Origin of the sequence: Streptomyces showdoensis (assembly GCF_039535475.1) — a bacterium.
GTDB lineage: Bacteria > Actinomycetota > Actinomycetes > Streptomycetales > Streptomycetaceae > Streptomyces > Streptomyces showdoensis.
In genome coordinates this window covers 77,335-97,075 of sequence record NZ_BAAAXG010000016.1, presented here as the reverse complement: position 1 = coordinate 97,075, position 19,741 = coordinate 77,335, and the positions used below count along the sequence as shown (strand labels likewise).

General features: G+C 73.4%; 14 protein-coding genes. All 14 read right to left on the bottom strand.

Annotated elements, in window-relative coordinates; translation table 11 throughout:
* Positions 1-65: 65 nt before the first annotated feature.
* Positions 66-869 carry a xanthine dehydrogenase accessory protein XdhC gene (xdhC, locus tag ABD981_RS10645; RefSeq protein WP_046906129.1) on the bottom strand — a complete coding sequence of 268 codons (804 nt, stop codon included), beginning with the start codon at positions 867-869 and terminating at the stop codon, positions 66-68.
* Position 870: 1 nt separating this feature from the next.
* Entirely contained in the window at positions 871-3,279 is a 2,409-nt protein-coding gene (gene xdhB, locus ABD981_RS10640) for a xanthine dehydrogenase molybdopterin binding subunit (RefSeq protein WP_046906128.1), read from the bottom strand.
* Positions 3,276-4,793, bottom strand: coding sequence for a xanthine dehydrogenase small subunit (locus ABD981_RS10635; protein ID WP_046906127.1), 1,518 nt, complete (start codon positions 4,791-4,793; stop codon positions 3,276-3,278). Before ABD981_RS10635 ends, xdhB begins: the two co-directional genes overlap by 4 nt.
* Positions 4,794-5,305: 512 nt before the next feature.
* On the bottom strand, positions 5,306-5,695 hold the full coding sequence (locus tag ABD981_RS10630; protein ID WP_046906249.1) for a hypothetical protein: 390 nt from the start codon (positions 5,693-5,695) through the stop codon (positions 5,306-5,308).
* Between the two features lie 75 nt (positions 5,696-5,770).
* Positions 5,771-8,509 carry a type 2 lanthipeptide synthetase LanM family protein gene (locus ABD981_RS10625; protein ID WP_165590897.1) on the bottom strand — a complete coding sequence of 913 codons (2,739 nt, stop codon included), beginning with the start codon at positions 8,507-8,509 and terminating at the stop codon, positions 5,771-5,773.
* A 249-nt stretch (positions 8,510-8,758) separates the two neighbouring features.
* A complete protein-coding gene (locus ABD981_RS10620) occupies positions 8,759-8,962 on the bottom strand; it encodes a DUF6229 family protein (protein WP_123954207.1) in 204 nt (67 codons plus the stop codon).
* 401 nt (positions 8,963-9,363) lie between these two features.
* Positions 9,364-10,635: a DUF4241 domain-containing protein gene (locus ABD981_RS10615; protein ID WP_046906125.1), complete on the bottom strand. Its 1,272-nt coding sequence runs from the start codon at positions 10,633-10,635 to the stop codon at positions 9,364-9,366.
* A gap of 81 nt (positions 10,636-10,716) precedes the next feature.
* A complete protein-coding gene (locus ABD981_RS10610) occupies positions 10,717-11,673 on the bottom strand; it encodes a hypothetical protein (RefSeq protein WP_046906124.1) in 957 nt (318 codons plus the stop codon).
* Between the two features lie 42 nt (positions 11,674-11,715).
* Positions 11,716-12,234: a hypothetical protein gene (locus tag ABD981_RS10605; RefSeq protein ID WP_131723828.1), complete on the bottom strand. Its 519-nt coding sequence runs from the start codon at positions 12,232-12,234 to the stop codon at positions 11,716-11,718.
* 131 nt (positions 12,235-12,365) lie between these two features.
* Positions 12,366-12,806, bottom strand: coding sequence for a VOC family protein (locus ABD981_RS10600; RefSeq protein ID WP_046906122.1), 441 nt, complete (start codon positions 12,804-12,806; stop codon positions 12,366-12,368).
* A 133-nt stretch (positions 12,807-12,939) separates the two neighbouring features.
* On the bottom strand, positions 12,940-13,665 hold the full coding sequence (narI, locus tag ABD981_RS10595; protein WP_046906247.1) for a respiratory nitrate reductase subunit gamma: 726 nt from the start codon (positions 13,663-13,665) through the stop codon (positions 12,940-12,942).
* The gene (narJ, locus tag ABD981_RS10590; RefSeq protein WP_338058625.1) at positions 13,665-14,450 is read right to left on the bottom strand and encodes a nitrate reductase molybdenum cofactor assembly chaperone; all 786 of its coding nucleotides are present in this window, start codon (positions 14,448-14,450) and stop codon (positions 13,665-13,667) included. Before narJ ends, narI begins: the two co-directional genes overlap by 1 nt.
* A complete protein-coding gene (gene narH, locus ABD981_RS10585; protein WP_046906121.1) occupies positions 14,447-15,967 on the bottom strand; it encodes a nitrate reductase subunit beta in 1,521 nt (506 codons plus the stop codon). Before narH ends, narJ begins: the two co-directional genes overlap by 4 nt.
* Entirely contained in the window at positions 15,967-19,641 is a 3,675-nt protein-coding gene (locus ABD981_RS10580) for a nitrate reductase subunit alpha (RefSeq protein ID WP_046906120.1), read from the bottom strand. Before ABD981_RS10580 ends, narH begins: the two co-directional genes overlap by 1 nt.
* Between the last annotated feature and the right edge of the window lie 100 nt (positions 19,642-19,741).

The following is a 19,741-nucleotide window of genomic DNA, read 5'->3' as shown; positions in this document are numbered from 1 at the left end:
CGCTTCGGTCGCCGTGGCCGGACCGTCCCGTCCGGCCACGTCCCGCCGGACCCTCCCGCCCGGACTCAAGCCGCCTCGAAGGTGCGCAGCAGATCCGCCGCGACGCTGACCGCGATCGTGGCGGGCTCCTTTCCCGCGATGTCCGGCAGGCCGATCGGCGTCTTGATCCGGTCGATGACGGCGTCGTCATGACCGCCCTCGGTGGCGAGGCGCTTGCGGAACCGCGACCACTTGGCCGCCGACCCGATCAGCCCGATGGAGCCGAGATGACCGGTGCGCAGAGCGGCGTCGCACAGCGCGGCGTCCTCGGCGTGGTCGTGGGTCATGATCAGGACGTGGGTGCCGGGCGGCAGTGCCTCCAGGACCTCCTCGGGCAGCAGCGGCGTGTGGTGCACCCGCACCCGGGCCACCGCGTCGTCGAGCACGGCGAGCCGTTGCGCGGTGAGGGTGTCGGCGCGGCTGTCGATCAGGTGGAGGTCCAGGTCGTGGCGGGCCAGGATCCGGGCCAGTTCGAGACCCACGTGCCCGCCCCCGAAGATCGCCACCGCCCGCACCACCGGGAGGGGTTCGAGCAGGACGGACACGGTGCCTCCGCAGCACTGCACCCCGTGGCGGTTGGACACCTTGTCGTTCAGGGCGAAGTCGATGAGCTCCGGCTCCGGCGCGGCCGCGGCGATCATCTCCCGGGCCCGGTCGATCGTGACGGCCTCCACGTTGCCTCCGCCGATCGAGCCCCAGGTCTCGGTCCGCCCGACCACCAGCTTCGCGCCGGCGTTGCGCGGGGCGTGGCCGCGCACGGTCGCGACGGTCACGAGCACGCCGGCCTCCCGGCGTGCCCGCAACCGCGCGACCGCGGCGAACCACGTCATGTCAGGCACCGCTCAGCGCTTCCGCGCCGGCCCGCGTACCGTGCCCGGCACCGCTTCCCGCACCGAATCCGACCCGTTGCCCGGCACCGCCCCGGGCGGCCTGGACCGCCCAGTACACCGCTTCCGGGGTCGCGGGCGAGGCCAGCTCGACGCCGGTCCCGTCCGGCCCGAACGCCGCCGCGGCCTGCCGCAGCGCCTCCCGGACGCAGAAGGCCAGCATCAGCGGGGGCTCGCCCACCGCCTTGGAGCCGTAGACCGCGCCCTCCTCCGCCGCGTTCTGCAGCAGCGCGACGTGGAACTCCTCGGGCATCTCGGAGAAGCTCGGCAGCTTGTACGTGCTCGCCGCCTGGGTCAGCAGGCGCCCGCGGTTCGGTCCGTCACCGGCGTCCCAGCGCAGGTCCTCCAGCGTGAGCCAGCCCGCGCCCTGCACGAAGCCGCCCTCGATCTGGCCGATGTCGATCATCGGGGAGAGGCTGTCGCCGACGTCGTGCACGATGTCCACCCGCCGGATCCGGTACGCGCCGGTGAAGCCGTCCACCTCCACCTCGGCCGCGGCGGCGCCGTGCGCGAAGTACTTGAACGGAGTGCCCTGGAACGACTTCGGGTCCCAGTGCAGCCCCTCGGTGCGGTAGAAACCGGCCGCCGACAGCTGGACGCGCTGCATGTACGCGGTCCGCACCAGCTCGTCCCAGCCGAGCTCCGCGTCGCCGCCCAGGCCGCGCGCGACGCCCTCGACGATGCGGACGTCCGCCGCGCTGGTCCCGAGCCGCGTCGCGGCCACCTGGAGCAGCCGCTCGCGCAGTTGCTCGCAGGCGTTCTTCACCGCCGCCCCGTTGAGGTCCGTTCCCGCGCTGGCGGCGGTCGCGGAGGTGTTGGGCACCTTGTCGGTGCGGGTCGGCGCGAGGCGCACCTTGTGCAGCGGGATGCCGAGCGTCGTGGCCGCCACCTGGAGCATCTTGGTGTGCAGGCCCTGGCCCATCTCGGTGCCGCCGTGGTTGATCAGGACGGACCCGTCCTTGTAGATCAGCACCAGCGCGCCGCCCTGGTTGAAGGCGGTGAGGTTGAAGGAGATGCCGAACTTGAGGGCGGTGAGCGCGAGGGCCCGCTTCGTGTGCGGGTGGGCGGCGTTGAAGGCGGCGATCTCCCGCTGCCGGTCCGCGACGGCGCCGTTCTCCTTGACCTGCTCCCAGACGGCGGAGATCCGTTCCGGCCGGACGACCGGCTGCCCGTACGGCGTGCACTGGCCCGGCCGGTAGAAGTTGCGCTCCCGCAGCTCGGTCGGGTCCAGCCCGAGCAGCGGCGCGCACCGGCCCATGATGTCCTCGATCACCAGCATGCCCTGGGGGCCGCCGAATCCGCGGAAGGCCGTGTTGGAGACCTTGTTGGTCCGGGCGATCCGGCCCGTGACGCGGGCGTTCGGGAGCCAGTACGTGTTGTCGATGTGGCACAGGGCGCGGGCCACCACCGGTTCGGACAGGTCCAGGCTCCAGCCGCCGTCCGCGGTGAGCGTCGCGTCGAGCGCCTGGATGCGGCCCTCGGCGTCGAAGCCGATCCTCCAGGAGGCGTGGAAGCCGTGCCGCTTGCCGGACATCGTCAGGTCCTGGGTGCGGTTGAGCCGGACCCGGACGGGCCGGCCGGTCAGCCGGGCGCCGAGCGCGGCGACGGCCGCGAATCCGTGCGGCTGCATCTCCTTGCCGCCGAAGCCGCCGCCCATGCGCAGGCACTGGACCGTCACCTCGTGACTGTGCAGGCCGAGGACGTGCGCGACGATCTCCTGGGTCTCGGAGGGGTGCTGGGTGCTGCTCTGGACGAAGACCTGGCCGGCCTCGTCGATCAGGGCGAGCGCCGCGTGCGTCTCCAGGTAGAAGTGTTCCTGGTCGGAGAACTGCAGCTCGCCGGTGAAGACGTGTGCCGAGTCGGCGAATCCGGCGTCCAGGTCGCCGGTCTCCATCACGGGCCGGGCGCCGTGGAAGCTCTCCGCCGCGATGGCCTCGGCGAGGGTGATCAGGGAGGGCCGTTCGTCGAGGTCGACCTCGACGGCCGCGGCGCCGAGCCGGGCCGCCTCCAGCGTCTCGCCGAGCACCCAGGCGACCGCGTGCCCGTGGAACATGACCTCGTCGGGGAAGAGGGGTTCGTCGTGCTTCATCCCGGCGTCGTTGACACCGGGCACGTCGGCGCCGGTCAGGACGCGCACCACCCCGGGCACGGCGAGCGCCGGCGCGGTGCGCAGCGCGGTGATCCGGCCGTGGGCCTTCATGACCTGCACCGGGTAGGCGTGCAGGACGTCCTTGGTGCGGTGGATCAGGTCGTCGGTGTAGAGGGCGGTCCCGGTGACGTGCGGGGTCGCGCTCTCGTGCGGCAGGGAGAGGCCGACGACGGGCTTCTCGGGGCGTTCGGACAACTGGCTCATGACGACACCGCCTCGGTGGTTCGCGCGTACAGCTTCAACAGGCTCTGGCCCAGCATCGCGGAGCGGTAGGCGGCACTGGCCCGGTGGTCGTCCATCGGCGTGCCCTCCTCCCGCAGCACCGGCGCGGCGGCCTCGACGGTCTCCGCGGTCCACGGCCGGCCCTCCAGGGCCGCCTCGGTCGCCAGCGCCCGGATCGGGGTGGCGGCGACGCCGCCGAGTCCGATCCGCGCCGTGCGGACGATCCCGTCCTCGACGTCGAGCGCGAAGGCGACGGCCACGCTGGAGATGTCGTCGAACCGCCGCTTGGCGATCTTGTGGAAGGCGGTGACCGGCGACAGCGGCAACGGCACGCGGACGGCACGGATCAGCTCGCCCGGCCGGCGCACGCTCTGCCGGTAGCCGGTGAAGTACGCGGCGAGGGGCACCTCGCGCTCCCCGTCGGCGTCGGCGAGCACCAGGGAGGCGTCGAGCGCGAGCAGCACCGGCGCGCTGTCACCGATGGGGGAGCCGGTGCCCAGGTTGCCGCCGAGGGTGGCCCCGTTGCGGATGAGCCGGGACGCGAACTGCGGGAAGAGCTCGGCCAGCAGCGGCACCCGGCCGCCCAGACGCCGTTCGATCTCGGTGAGGGTCAGCGCCGCCCCGAGTTCCAGGACCTCCGGCCCGAAGCGCAGTTCGCGCAGCTCGGGGAGACGGTCGACGGCGACCACGCAATCGGCGCGCCGGGAGCGGATGTTGACCTCCACACCCCAGTCCGTTGAGCCGGCGACCACCACCGCGTCGGGCCGCTCGCGCAGCAGCCGCAGTGTCTCGGCCAGGGTCTCCTTGCGGACGAACACGCCGCCGCCCTGGGCGTACGAGGTGGCCACCGGCGCGGGCGGAGCCTCGTCGCGGCGCCGGGCGAGGGGGTCGTCGTCGGCGGGCGCCCCGACGGCGAAGGCGGCGTCGCGGATGGGCCGGTACCCCGTGCAGCGGCACAGGTTGCCGCTCAGCGCGTGCAGGTCGAAGCCGTTCGGGCCGTGCTCGGCGTCGCAGGCGGTGCCGGGGCCGGTGCCGGCGTCCGAGCCGGTGTCGTCCCCGCTGCCGGCGGGGGAGCCGGGGCCGGCGAGGGCGCGGCGGCCGGGCCGGTAGTACTCGGCGGCCATGCTGCAGACGAACCCCGGGGTGCAGTAGCCGCACTGGGAACCGCCGCGGACCGCCATCTCCTCCTGGACGGGGTGCAGGGTGGACGGGGTACCGGGGGCCCCGGGGGTGGCGAGGCCTTCGGAGGTGACGAGTTCCTGGCCGTCGAGGGCCGCCGCCGGGACGAGGCAGGCGTTGACCGCCACCCAGTCGGTGGGCTTGTCCACTCCCGGGCGGGCCACCAGCACGGAACAGGCACCGCACTCGCCCTCGGCGCAGCCCTCCTTGGTGCCGGTCAGGCCGCGCTCGCGCAGGAAGTCCAGCACCGTGGTGTGCGGCGGCGCCGGAGCGAGGGGTGTCTCTTCCCCGTTGACGGTGATGCGAGCCTCTACCACGACGGTCCCCCGATGAGGTGCGAGATGGGTGGATGGGTCATGTTCGCCAATGTGGGCAGCTTTCTGTGCTCGGACGCGCCGCAGGACCGGACAGGACCGGACCGGACCGGACAGGGCAGGGCAGGGCAGGACAAGGGTGGGCCTGGCCGGGCGCGGAACGGCACGCGGCCGAGGCGTGCCGGGAAGGCCGAAGGGGGGCACCCGAGGGTGCCCCGGGGCGGGAAGGGCTGGACGGCGCGGTCAGCAGCCGTGGGCGATACGCCCGTGGACCCAGGCCGCGGTGTGGGCGAGGCGACCGAGGTCGGAGCAGGTGTTCATCCGGGGTCGCCTCCTCGCGGTCGTCATGGGTCGATGTCGACCGCAAGTTAGTGCCCGAAGATCACAGCGTCAAGAGCGGTCCGGGCGGTGGCGTCCTCCGAAGGGCCGTGCGCGGCCCTTCGGAGGACGCCACCGCCCGGAAACGGCGGAGAGTCGATACGGCCGCGCGACCAGGGGGCGCGGGGCCGTCGGGGTCATGGCGCGGTCTGCTTGCTCAGCTCCAGGAACCACGGGTCGTCCGGGACACGGAACTCCACCGTTCCCTCGCCGGTCGGGTAGAGCTGGATGCCGTTGGCCTTTCCGGGACCCAGGTCGTCGACGGTCAGGTAGACGAAGTCGCTGGCGGAGCTGTCGACGAACTCCCACCGCCCCCTGAAGTCGGAGGGCTCCTCGGAAGGTTCGGTCGACAGGGACGTGGCGGAGAACGTCCCGTCGGTACCGAGCGTGATCTCTCCGCCGCTCTTGTCGTCGCGGTACCGCCCGGGCAGGTCGTCGGGGTCGGCGGAGTACGCGCACCCCGAGACGAGCACCGAGGAAACCGCCAACACGGTGCCGAGCCACCGTACGCCTCGTCCTTTGATCATCACGGGCGCCAGCGTAACGAGGCTCGGCGTGGTCGTTTCCGCGCCCCCCGGTGCCCGCATCCCGCCGCCACCGTGTTACGGACCGGGATCCGGCCCCTCCGGAAGGGCGAGCAGCAGGGGCGAACCCAGCCGGGCGTCCGGGTGCATGCCGAGCAGATGGTGCACCACCCCGGACAGGCCGGGCATCAGACCGGGGGTGAACGCCTCCTTGGCGAGACCGCCGACCGGGCCCCGCTGTTCGATTCCGGTGAGCAGTTCGCCGTCCGCCTGCGCTGCCGACGGCCCCTCGTGCCCGTCGAGGGCGCGCAGGCGGTGCAGGAGTTCCGACAGGCCGAGGTCGCCGTGGCACAGGGTGTGGCTCCAGCCGAAGCCCTCGCGGAGGCCCGCCGGGCCCGAGCGGAGCGCCGTGCGCAGGTGGCGCGGATCGCCCGTGCGGGCGTGGAGGTCGATCGCGGCCAGCCCGATGCCCGTGCTCCCGTGGCACCAGGCGGTGGGATGGTCCACGTCCCCGCCGATCCGCGCGTCGGCCCAGGCGGCCGCCTCGGGCTCGTACAGCGACTCCTCGAAGTCATGGGCCAGGGAGCCGAGTTCCAGCCATCGCCTCCGGTCGGCCCGGCTCCCGGCCGCGGAGAGGCCGAGCCGGGTCAGCGCCCACCCTGCCCCGGTGGCGCCGTGGGCGAACCCGCCGATGCCCTCGGGGAACATCACGGTGGACCACCGCGCCCCGCGGTCGTTCACGACGGCCGTCCGTTCCAGCTGCCGGCCGGCCTCCGCGGCGATGTCCAACCACCTCGACTCGCCCGTGAGTTCGGCGAGATCGAGGAGCGGTACGGGGACGCCGGCCGCGCCGCTGAGCACGTCCAGCGCCCGGTCCTCGGCCAGGACCTCCGGAGTCAGCAGCGCGGCTCTGGCGCGGGCCCGGTCCAGCAGCCCGGGCGTCCCGAGGAGGCGGTGCAGCGCGGCCCAGGTCCACACCTGGGAGGCGATGCCGGTGAAGCCGCCGAGCTGACGGGTCGGCGTCGTGTCCTCCGTGGCGGCCAGCACCTCCAGGGCGCCGGCCAGGACGGACTCGACGCCGTGCACCCGGTCCGCCCGGCCGGCGCGCTGCTCCCGCAGGTACGCGGCGAGCGCGACGGCGACACCGCCCTGCCCGGTGTAGAGGTCCGCGCCGAGCGGGCGGATCGCCCAGCCGTAGTCGGTGAGCACGGGACTGATCCAGGTCGCGGTGGCGTCGGTGCCGCGCACGGCGGCCGCGCAGACGGTCCCCACCGCTTCGGCCGCCAGGGCGCGGCGGCGCCGGTCCAGGTCCTCGGCGTGGGGGGAGCGGGCGGGCGTCCGCACCCGTCCGGGAAGGCGGCGCTCGTTCAGGTAGGCGCCGACGAGTGCGCTGCGGATGGTGTCCCGCTCGCGTGCGAGGTCCGCGTCCCGCCACCCCGCGAGGAAGGCGGACGACACCTCCGCGTCCACCTCGGTGTCGAACACGGGGACGTCTCCGACCAGGAGGTCCGCGATCTCCAGGTCGATCACCGCCGGCTCGCGGGGCGCGCCCGGCGCGGCGAGGGCGTTGCGGTGGAGGATGTCCCGGGCCCGCGCCCGGGCGGCGTCGGGGTCGTGCAGCGAGGCGGGGTGCCAGAGCATCCGGCCGATGTCCGTGTACGTCTGGGTGGGCCGGCGGATCCGGCGCACCCGGCAGCCGTCGAACCCGCCGACGAGCCGCCCGAGTTCACCCCTCGCGTCGAGCTCGGCCAGGGCTGCGGTGACCGTGTCGAAGCCCGCCAGCACCCGGTCCCAGTGGCGGATCAGTACGGGCTCGGGGCTGGGGTGGTTGCCGGCCGGCGGCAGCTCCACCTCGTCGACCTCCAGGCGCGCGCTGTCCAGCCCTCCGTCGGCGATGACGGGGACGCGGATGCGCGGCTGCTGCCCGGGCAGGCCGCCGGCCGCCGAGAGGTCCACCCCGGCCAGGGCGTAGCCGTCGGTGCGCAGGGGGAGGATGCCGGTCCGCAGCACGGTGGTGCGGATCGTGCGGGCGGCCCGGTCGACGGCGTCGCCGCGCCCGCTCGGCTCGACGTCCACGTCCGGGGTGAACAGGGCCTCGGCGTCGACCACGACGGGCACCGGGCCGTGGGCCACCAGGTTCTCGGCGTGCAGGTCGGTCCCGCCGAGCAGGCGCATCACCGCCAGCCAGCCGCCCAGGCCGCGGTAGAACCGGGCCAGCTCGGCCTCGTCCCGGCAGTAGCGGTGCCCGGTGAACTCGGCCCAGCCGTAGCCGTCCCGGACCACGACCCTGGGCACACCCAGGTCCCCGGCGCCGGGGACGGCCTCGACGAAGGCGCGGAGGGCGGCGTCCACCTCCACGGGCCGCGGCTTGTACATGACGGCGGTGTCCTCGAAGGCCAGCCGGGCCACGGCCCGTCCGCCGTGGTGGGTGTCCCCGCGGGCGAGCTCCAGACCGCGCAACGGCCCCGGATCGGCGCCGAGCAACTCGCTGACGGCCTGGCGGTCCGCGGCGAACCGGCGCCCCAGCTCCACGGCCCCTTCGACCAGCAGCCGTCCGGAGGCGAGGGCCCGTGGATGGAGCGCCGGGTACCGCCGGCGCAGCGCCTCGCCGAAGCCGGGGCCGCAGGCGCGCGCGAGGAAGGCGTCCCAGCGTGCCGCCGGGTCGGCGCCCGGCAGTTCGCCGGCCAGGGAGGCGGCCCGCAGTTCCAGGAGGAGTACGCGGTTGAGCCGGAGCTGGAGGGTACGGCGCAGCGCGTCGCGCGTCGCCGCGCGCAGCACCTCGCGCTCGCCGGCCGCCAGCCCGGTGATCTGCGGCACCCGCCGGTCCAACTCCCCGAACAGAGGCGCTGCGAAGGTGTCCGCCGGACCCGCGAACCAACCGTCGGGGGCGGTCCTCCGGCCGCGCGGTCCGCTGCCACGGGTTCCACCATGCTGAGTCCTCTCCTGACGGCCGGGGCGGAGTGCCGCGCACCGGGCCGGCCGGACCACGCGGGCCGGCCGGCCCGGACCCGGGGAGCCCGTGGCGGGTTCCCCGGGGTGGTGCGTGTGCTGGGGTGCGACGGCTCGTCAGCAGCAGTAGCTGTGCCAGGAGCCGGTACAGCTGCTGCACCCCGTCAGCAGGGCCTCGGTGCCGTCGGTGAGCGCGGCCTCGCCGGCGGCGCCGCCGACGTAGAGCGGGCCGGCCGGGTTGTCGGCGCCGAAGGCCGTCTCGGCGCCCTGGAGCCAGGCGGTGACGATGTCGTCCGTACGCGTCGTGGACATGACAGGCATGGATTCCTCCTGTGATTCGCCGGAATGGCGCAGGCCTCCAGAATCCACCGGAGGCACACCATCCGGGATCCGCCAGAACCGGCCAATCACCCGACGGCGGTCCACACGGCACCACACCGTCCCGCCCGCGGCCAGACGCCGCCGACACACCGCTGCCGACGGACGATGGCGCCGGAGACACACCGTGGTCGCGGGCTTCCGCCCCCACCGGACCACCGAACCCGACCCCACCACCGCCCGGCCCCGGACGCACGGCGCCCCCGCCCGTCAAGGCCCGCGGTCCACGTACATCCGGCCAAACGCCGTCCGCCAGGCGAACACCCCGGCAGCCCGGCCACCGGGCGCCGACCCGCCATCCGGAAGAACGGCGCGTGAGCCGACGGACGGGTACGGGCGGCCGCCTAACCCTCCGGGAGCAGCTCGGGCATGCCTCCCACCAGGACCACGACCCCCACCACCTCGCCGCCGTCGGAGCGGCCGACCCAGACGGGAAAGGTCCCGTCCCCGGTCGTCGCGAAGGCCGCCAGCTCGCCGCCGGAGGCCCGGTCCCGGGCGCGCAGGAGGAACATGGCGTCGTCGAAGTCCTCGTACACGGACGGGTCCGGGTCCGGGTCTCCGTGGATCAGGCCCTTCTCGAACAGCGCGAGGAGCGGCTCCCAGGCGCCGGCGTCGGCGAAGCAGCCCGTAGCGCCGTCGGTGTCGAAGCCGAAGATCTCGTTCTCGCGGAGCAGACGGGGGTCGTCGTCGAGGCGCCGGGCCATCTCCCAGGTCGCGACGGGGGCCTCGCCGACGCGCACGCGCACGGCCGTGGTGTCCGTACGCGTGACCTCCTTCCCCTCCCATGCGCAGGGGTAGCTGTGGCGGACCTGCGCCTCCTCCAGCACGTACTCCCCGGGCGGCAGCGGCACTGTGATGTGCGGCCCGTCTCCGTGACCGATGTCCGGCCCCGAGACGGCCAGCAGCCCGCTCGGCACGCACAGCGTGCCGATGCGCCTGGGCTCGACGACGGTCATCTCCGGGTGGTAGCCGTCGGTCACGCGGACCCCGGGCCGGAACAGCTCGCCGACGGGCCCGGGCCGCGCGGGGCGGGGAGGGCGCCAGCAGCCGGCCGGCGCGGGGCCGCCACCGCCGTCGGCCGCCTCGCCTACCTCGAAGACCAGCGGTTCCGTCAGCCCGTGGACCCGGGCCGAGAGCAGCGGCCATTCCCCGAAGGCGGGCCGTTCCGTCCAGCGCTCGTCGTCGCGCACCCTGGGCACGGTCACGGAGGAACCGCCGCGCCCGCCCTCGCGTTCCTCCGTCCGCCGGCCCTTCCCGTCCGGGAAGAGCTCCACGGTGACGCGCGGACACGAGGCGTCGAACTCCGGCATCTCGGGGCCGGTGTACCTCCAGGCGACGGTGCACCGGCACAACAGCCGTGCAGGGTCGTCCAGCAGTCGCATGTCCACCTCGTGGGTGCGACGGCCCCGGGCGTCGTAGACCCAGAGCCCGACGTAGTGGTCCCGCCAGCAGACGAGCCGGACCTCCAGCGGGGCAGCCCGGCCCGCCACCCGGTACACCGCCACGTACGGAAGCCCGGAGGCATCCCGCTCGCGGGCCTCCTCCGCCGACATCGGCCGCCAGGGTCTGCGGGTCTCCAGGTCCCACGCCCGCGCGTACCCCACCTCGACCACCATCGCCGCTCCCCGCTCCCGTTCCCATGCCGAGCCGCAATCTAACGGCCGCCTGTGACAACGGCCCTGTCGGGCGTGGCCCGGTCACGCGCCCCCGCTCCGCCGCTGCCGGCGGACGGGGTGGTCGTCGCGGGCGCCGGTGAGCCAGGAGCCGTCGCCCAGAGGCACGAGTTCGTACGGGTCGGCCGCGTCGACGGAGATCTCCTCGCCGGGCGTCCCCGTGCGGACGTCGACCAGGTGGTGGCGGAACCACTCCTCCTCGTCCGGGCCCTCGCCGCCCAGGGTGACGAGGGCCAGGTCCGGGGTCAGGTAGCCGCCGCTCCACTCCACGAACGTCTCCTCCGGGTCGTAGCCGAAGGCTTCGGCGGACAGGGTGAAGAGAACGTCCCCGCTGGGATGATGGTGGAAGGAGACGTCCGCCTGGCCGTGGTCGACGGTCATGAACTGCCGACCGTCCGGCGCCAGGCCGATCAGGCAGCGGTCCGGCCACGGGTAGGTCACCCAATCCGGCTCGCCCGAAGCTCCCGCCGCGGCCCGGAGGATGACGGAGCCGTCCTGGCCCTCACCGACGTTGAGGTAGATGCTGCCGTCCACCGGGTGCACGTACTGGAAGGCGCCGTGCCCGACGGTCTCCAGCGCCCTGCGGGCCAGGACCGCGCCACTGTCGGCGTCGTGCACCACCCACTGGTCCGCGTCCCCGCGTCCCGCCATCGCGTCGGGCCGGTAGACCCACACGCTGCGTCCGTCCAGCGAGAGCGCGCAGCCGGGCCGGTGAAGGTGGGCCCGAGCCGAGGGCGGCTCGAAATCGGACGCCCACACCAGGTCACCGGCACGTGTGAGGCACACGACGCCGTTGAGCGTCGTGTACACGGCTCGCTCCAGATCGGGCCCGACCACCGACTCCACGACCTCGTCTCCGGGCCGCGTCCGGAACACCGCGACGGGCTGGAGCACGCCGAGCGTGCCGGAGTCCGGCACGTACGCGTGGATCGCCCCGTCGTGATGGCGTGTGATCACGTGCGAAGGCCGCGAGGGAATCATGCGCCGAGGCTAACGCCCGGCTCGGACAGCGTCCCCGTCCTCTCAGGGGCCGTACGTGTTCCGGCAGAGCACGGGGATGCCGTACGGGATCCGGACGCGCTCGGCGTCCCGGCAGAGCCGGGCCATGTCGGCGGGCCGGGACCCGGGGCCGCCGGCGGTCTGCCGGTGGGGCCGAGTCTTCGCCCTGCCCTGCGGGCTCTCGGGTGCGGGCTTCGCCGGCTTCGGCGTCCTGCCGGCCGGGCGCCGCTCCGACCGGGGGAGCGAGTGGTGCGCCGGGGGCCGGGCGGCGGGGCGCTCGCCGGCCGCAAGTCGGCCGGGTACGGGTGGCGGGACCGCCGGAGGCGTGGCCGGAAGGGGGCCGGCGGCATCGAGGGCCTCGCGGGGCGCGGCCTGCGAGGGCATCGGCCACTCGCCGGGCAGGGGAGCCGGTGCCCGGTCGGCCGCGGGAGCGAGTGCGGCCGGTGGACGTACGGCGGCCGGGGTGGGGCTGGGGACGGCGACGCAGCCGGTCAGGGCGAGCGACAAGGCGCTGAGCAGGAGCATTCTGCGGCAGGGGTGCATGGGGCCACGATCGCGGAGCGCGGATCGGGTGGGCCGAAGGCCCGCGGCCGGTCCACCGGGACGAGTGAACCGGCGACGGGCCCGCCCGGAACGGCCGGCCGTCGTCACGCGCGGTCCGCCGCGACCGGCGGTCAGCCGATCCGTTCCGCCAGGGCGACGATGATGCCGGACGGCCCGCGGAGGTAGCAGAGCCGGTAGACGTCCTTGTACTGCGCTACCTGCCCGAGGAGTTCGGCTCCATGGGGGCGCAGACGGGCGATGGTGTCGTCGATGTCGTCGACGGCGAACATGACCCGGTGCAGGCCCACGGTGTTCGGCGGAGGGGCCTCCGGTCCGCTCCTGATCGCCGGGGGAGTGTGGTAGCGCGCGAGTTCCAGCTTGGCGTTGCCGTCCGGGGTCCGCATCATCGCGATGTCGCTGCGGATGCCGTCGAGGCCCACGGCCTGGTCCGCGAAGCTGCCGTCGATGTGCGCCGCTCCTTCGAGCTCCAGGCCCAGTTCCGTGAAGAAGGCGACGGCGGCGTCCAGGTCTTCGACGACGATGCCGACGTTGTCCATCCGCTGAAGCGTCATGACGGTTCTCCCTCTGCCGTGCGCGGCCCCTCAAGGCCCCAGGTATACCGAGGACGGAGCCGACGGTCCCGTCCCGACACCCGCGAAGCCGCCGGGTTTCCCCGGCGCGCCCGACATCGGCGCGACCCGGTCCCTACGAAGCCCGCTCCCAGCCGCGCCGTGCCGACCGGCCCGTCGGCCGCTTCGGGTCGCGCCGGCGGTAGACCACGTACGGTCGGGCCAGGTACTTCACCGGCGCCGAGAACATGTGGACGAGGCGCGAGTACGGGATCAGCGCGAACAGCGTGAAGCCGAACAGGATGTGCAGCTTGAAGGCGAGCGGGGCGCCGGCCATGAGGTGGTAGTCCGGGGTGAAGGTGAACAGGCCGCGGAACCAGACCGAGATGCCCTCGCGGTAGTCGTAGCCGCCCGTCTGCCCGGTGGAGTTCAGGACCGTGGCGGTCAGGCCCAGCACCATCGCGCCCAGGAGGAACGTGTACATCAGGTGGTCGCTCTTCAGCGTCGCCTTGCGTACGGCGGGAACCTTGAAGCGGCGGTACACCAGGATCCCGATCCCGACGGCTGCCGCGGCGCCCGCGACCATGCCGGTGGACACGGCCAGCAGGTGGTACGCGTGGTCGCTCAGGCCCACGGCGTCGGTCCAGCTCATCGGGATCAGCAGGCCGACGACGTGCCCCAGCACCACGAACAGCATGCCGAAGTGGAAGAGCGGCGAACCGATGCGCAGCAGACGCGACTCGTGCAGCTGCGTGGAGTGGCTGGTCCAGCCGAACGCGTCGTAGCGGGCCCGCCACACCGTGCCCGCGATCAGCAGCGCGACCGAGACGTACGGGAGCACGCCCCACAGGATGAGGTCCATCAGGTCGTCCGCCTCTCGGGTGCGGGTGCGGGTGCGGGTGCGGGTGCGGGTACGGCGGCTGCGGGTGCGGCACCGGGCGCCCGCGCGGGTGCGGACGGCGCTCCGGCGCCTCCGGGCCACGGAAGATCGGCGACCCGGCTCCCAGGCAGGTCCTCAGGCGGTTCGAGGCCCGGGCCGAAGGGCTCCAGGGCGGTGCCCGCGCCCACCAGTTCCTGGGGCGGCCCGTTGCGGGCCAGCGCCTTCGCCTCCGCCTTCGTGGCGGGCGATGCCCCGGGCAGCGTCGTGCAGACGGCCTCCAGCACCGCGGCGTACGGACTCCCGGTTTCGATCAGGGCCAGCCGCAGCAGTTCCAGCCCGGCCCGGTGCTCCTGGAGCAGTTCGGTGCCGGCCTCCTCGCGCAGGGCCGCGAACTCCAGGGCCGCCGGGAGGAAGTCGGGCAGCTCCTCGCTCGTGAACTCCAGCCCGAAGTCCCGGTAGATGCGCTTGAGCCGCACCAGGGAGAGACCGCGGCGGCGGGTGTCGCCGTCGGTCCACCAGGTGAGGTAGAGGCAGCGCCGGTTGCGGGTGTCGAAGGTGCCGGTGTACTCGGCGCACAGCTCGATCGGACCGAGGGAGCCGGTGTGGCCGAGGAAGCCGTCGAGCAGGGCGGCGGGTCCGGCGGGTGCCCCGGCGAGGGTCGCGCGGAGTGCGGGGAGCTCGTCGTGGAAGCCGTCGCCGGGGTACTGCAGGACGCGGGCGGCGACCAGCCGGACCAGGGCGTCGCCGCTCAGCGGGCGCGCGGTCACGAGACCCTCCTGGTGGGGCCGAGGTTGAGCATGACGCGGGGCTCGGGCCGGTCGCCGACCGGGCACGGCGCGTCCAGCGGATGCGTGTCGGCGAGCGCGTCCGCCTCGGCGCGGGCGGCCGAGGGGACCACGAAGCGGTCCTCGATCTTGGCGATGGCGAGGAGCCGGAACATGTCCTCCATCTCCGTGCCGGTCAGGCCGACGGCCCGCGCGACCGACTCGTCCGGCCGCTCGCCGAGGTTGATCGCGCGCATGTGGGCGCGCATCGCGGCCATCCGCCGCAGCACCGCCTCGACGGCGTACGTGTCGCCCGCCGTGAGGATCTCCGCGAGGTACTCGACGGGGATGCGCAGCGCGTCGATGGCCCCGAAGAGGTTGCCCGCGTCCTCGCCGTCGCTGCCGGTGGCGGCGACCGCCTCGACGACGGGGGAGAGCGGCGGCACGTACCAGACCATCGGCATGGTCCGGTATTCCGGATGGAGGGGGAGGGCCACCTGGTAGGTGGCGATCAGGTCGTAGACCGGGGAGTTCCGCGCGGCCTCGATCCACTCGTGCGTGATGCCGGCGGCCCGTGCGGCGGCGGCCACGGCCGGGTCGTGCGGGTCGAGGAAGCAGTCCACCTGGGCGGGGTAGAGGTCGTGCTCGTCCTCGACCGCCGCGGCCTCGCCGACCTTGTCGGCGTCGTACAGCATCACCCCGAGGTAGCGCATGCGGCCCACGCAGGTCTCGGAGCAGACGGTCGGCATGCCGACCTCGATGCGCGGGAAGCAGAAGGTGCACTTCTCGGCCTTGCCGGTGGCGTGGTTGAAGTACACCTTCTTGTACGGGCAGCCGGTCACGCACATCCGCCAGCCGCGGCAGGCGTCCTGGTCGGCGAGGACGATGCCGTCCTCCTCGCGCTTGTACATGGCGCCGGACGGACAGGACGAGACGCACGCCGGGTTGAGGCAGTGCTCGCAGATCCGCGGCAGGTAGAACATGAAGCTCTGCTCGAACTCGAAGCGGATCCGCTCGCCCACCTCGTCCCGGATCTTCTCCACGACCGGGTCCTTCGGCGCGTGCGCGGGGGCGCCTCCGAGGTTGTCGTCCCAGTTCGGGCCCCATGCGATGGTGTCGACGGGCTCACCGGTGATCTGGGAGACCGGGCGGGCGGTGGGCAGGTCGTCGCCCGCCGGCGCCTCGGTGAGGTTCTTGTACTCGTAGGTCCACGGCTGGTAGTAGTCGCCGAGCTCCGGCAGGTGGGGGTTGGCGAAGAGGCCGCCCAGCTTCTTCAGCCGGCCGCCCGCCCTCAGCCGGAGCCGGCCCGAGCGGGTCCGCTCCCAGCCGCCCCTCCACTTCTCCTGGTCCTCCCAGCGGCGCGGATAGCCCTGGCCGGGGAGGGTCTCGACGTTGTTGAACCAGACGTACTCGGTGCCCTGCCGGTTGGTCCACGCCTGCTTGCAGGTGACCGAGCAGGTGTGGCAGCCGATGCACTTGTCGAGGTTCATCACCATCGCCACCTGGGCCATGACACGCATCAGAACTCCACCTCCTGGGAGCGGCGGCGGATGACCGTCACCTCGTCGCGCTGGTTGCCGGTCGGGCCGAGGTAGTTGAAGGCCCAGGTCAGCTGCGCGTAACCGCCGACGAGATGGGTGGGCTTGAGCATCACCCGGGTCAGCGAGTTGTGGATGCCGCCGCGGCGGCCGGTCTTCTGCGTCTTCGGGACGCCGACCGTGCGCTCCTGCGCGTGATTCATGTAGACCGTCCCCGGCGGCATCTTGTGGGAGACGATCGCGCGGGCGGTGACCACGCCGTTGCGGTTGACCGCCTCGATCCAGTCGTTGTCGGCCACCCCGATCGCGTCGGCGTCCTGCGGCGACATCCACACGGTCTGGCCGCCGCGGCCGAGCGTCATCATGTAGAGGTTGTCCTGGTACTGGCTGTGGATCGCCCACTTGTTGTGCGGGGTCAGGTACCGGACCGCCACCGTCCGCTCGTCGACGACGCCGAGCTCGGGTTCCCCGTACAGGGCGTGCATGTTCAGCGGCGGCTTGAAGACGGGCAGCGACTCGCCGACCTCGTGCAGCCAGTCGTGGTCGAGGAAGAAGTGCTGACGGCCGGTGAGGGTGTGCCAGGGCTTGAGGTGCTCGGTGTTGACGGTGAAGGCGGTGTAGCGGCGCCCGCCGGCCTCGCTGCCGGACCACTCCGGCGAGGTGATCACCGGGACCGGGCGGGCCTGGGTGTCGGCGAAGGTGATCCGCTTGCCCTCGGCCTCCGCGGCCAGATGGGCCATGGGCGTGCCGACCTTCTTCTCCAGGGTCTCGAAGCCCTGCGTGGCGAGGCGTCCGTTGGAGGTGCCGGAGAGGGCGAGGATCGCCTCGCAGGCGCGCCGCGCGGTGTCGAGGCGGGGCCGGCCGTCGGCGACCCCGCCGCGGACCAGGCCGTTCTTCCTGCCGAGGTAGGCGACCTCCTCCGTCACGTCGTACGTGACGGCCTTCGTCGTCACGCCGAGCCCCTCGGCCAGCGGGCCGAGCGCGGCGAACTTCTCGCCGACCGCGCCGTAGTCGCGCTCGACGACGCTCAGGTCGTACATCGTCCGGCCCGGCACCGGCTCGCACTCGCCCTTCGACCAGTCCAGCGCGACCCCGCCCGGCTGGGCCATCTCGCCGCCCGGGGTGTCGTGCTGGAGGGCGGTGGCGACCAGGTCCCGGCGCACGCCCAGGTGCGTCCCGGCCAGCTCGCCGAAGCGGCGGGCGAGCGCGAGGAAGGCGTCGTAGTCGGAGCGGGCCTGCCAGGGCGGGTCCACGGCCGGGGTGAAGGCGTGCAGGAAGGGGTGCATGTCCGTGGACGACAGGTCGTGCTTCTCGTACCAGGTCGCCGCCGGCAGGACCACGTCGGACAGGAGCGTCGTGGACGTCATCCGGAAGTCCATGCTCATGAGGAGGTCCAGCTTCCCCTCCACGTCCTCGTCCCGGTACGCGACGTCCCTGGGGGTGCAGCGCGGTCCGTCCTCGGGCAGGTTGGAGTGGGTGCCGAGGAGGTGCTTGAGGAAGTACTCGTTGCCCTTGGAGCTGGAACCGAGGAGGTTGGCCCGCCACACGTTCAGCACCCGCGGCCAGTTGCGCGGCGCGTCCGGATCCTCACCGGCGAAGCCGAGCGATCCTTCCTTCAGCCGCCGGACCGCCTCGGCGACCGGGTCCTCGGCCGCGCCGAGGTCGAGCGGATTGCGGTCGAAGGTCGGGTACGAGGGCATCCAGCCCATCCGCGCGCTCGCCGCGAGGCAGTCGGCGCCCGTCATGCCCGCGAAGGCGCCCGTGCCCAGCGGGGAGGCCAGCGCCTCGGCGGGCAGGGTGTCGTACCGCCACTGGTCGGTGTGCAGGTAGAACCAGGCGGCGCCGATCATCTGGCGCGGCGGACGCGACCAGTCGGAGGCGGCGGCGAGGGTGGCCCAGCCGGTGACCGGCCGGCACTTCTCCTGGCCGACGTAGTGCCCCCAGCCGCCGCCGTTGCGCCCCTGGCAGCCGGTGAGGGTGAGGAGGGCGAGGAAGGAGCGGTAGATGGTCTCGGAGTGGAACCAGTGGTTGGTGCCCGCGCCCATGAGGATCATGCACCGGCCCCGCGACTGCTCGGCCGTCCGCGCGAACTCCCGTGCGACACGCGTCGCCTGGGCCGCCGGGACCGAGGTCAGCGTCTCCTGCCAGCCGGGGGTCCCGGACTGCGAGGCGTCCTCGTAACCCGTGGGCCACTCACCGGGCAGACCCTCGCGCCCGACTCCGTACTGGGCGAGCATCAGATCGAAGACGGTGGTGACGAGCCGGTCCCCGATCCGGCGCACGGGGACCCCGCGCCGCACCCAGGCGTCCGGCGCGTCGTCCTCGAAGCGCGGAAGCAGGACCTCGGCGCTCGCGCCGGAGCCGGAGGCCGCGCCGTCGCCGTCGCCCTCGCCGAGGAGGGAGAGCCGGGGCACGGTGTCCCCGAGGTCGAGGTTCCACTCGGGCGTCTCGCCGCTGCCCCAGCGATGGCCGAGGGTCCCGTTCGGGACGACGGGTTCGCCGGTGGCGTCGTCGACGAGGACCGTCTTCCACTCGGCGTTCTCGACGTCCTGGCCGAGATCGGCGGCGGTGACGAACTTCCCGGGCACCAGCCCGCGTTCCGTCTCCCTCAGCGACACGAGGAAGGGAAGGTCGGTGTACGTGCGCACGTAGTCCGCGAAGAACGGCGTCTGCCGCTCGACGAAGAACTCCTTGAGGATCACATGGCCCATCGCCAGGGCCAGCGCCCCGTCCGTGCCGGGGTGCGGGTGCATCCACTCGTCGGCGAACTTCGTGTTGTCCGCGTAGTCGGGGGAGACGGCGACGACCTTCTGCCCCCGGTAGCGGGCCTCCGCCATCCAGTGCGCGTCCGGCGTACGGGTGACGGGGACGTTGGACCCCCACATCATCAGGTACGCCGCGTCCCACCAGTCACCGGACTCGGGTACGTCGGTCTGGTCGCCGAACACCTGCGGCGAGGCCACGGGCAGGTCGGCGTACCAGTCGTAGAAGCTCAGCATGGGCGCGCCGATGAGCGAGTGGAACCGGGCGCCCGCCGCGTGCGAGGCCATCGACATCGCGGGGATCGGCGAGAAGCCGGCGACGCGGTCCGGGCCGTGCTCCTTGATCGTGTGGACGTGAGCGGCGGCGACGATCTCGACCGCCTCCTCCCACGTCGCCCGGACCAGCCCGCCCTTGCCGCGCGCCCGCTGGTAGGACCGGCGGCGTTCCGGGTCGCCCTGGACGTCGGCCCACGCGGCGACGGGGTCGCCGAGCCGCTCCTTCGCCTCGCGGTACAGCGACAGCAGCGTGCCGCGCACGTACGGGTGCCGGACCCGGGTGGGGGAGTAGGAGTACCAGGAGAAGGACGCGCCCCGGGGACACCCGCGCGGCTCGTACTCCGGCCGGTCCGGGCCGACGGACGGATAGTCGGTGGCCTGCGTCTCCCAGGTGATGATCCCGTCCTTGACGAAGACCTTCCAGCGGCACGAGCCGGTGCAGTTCACCCCGTGCGTCGAATGCACGACCTTGTCGTGACTCCACCGGTCCCGGTAGAAGGCCTCACCCGCGCGCCCACCGGTCCGGTGCACGGTCCGCAGATCCTCGGACACCTCGGCCCGGGCGAAGAAGCGGCTCGCCCTGACGAGCTGCTCCGCGGGGTCCTGACGCTTGTGCACGGCGACGCTCCAGGCCGAAATCGACGATGAGCTTCGACGCTACGCCCGCGGAATGCGCGGATACGGTGACAAAGGTCCCGTGCGCGTATGACTAAATCCC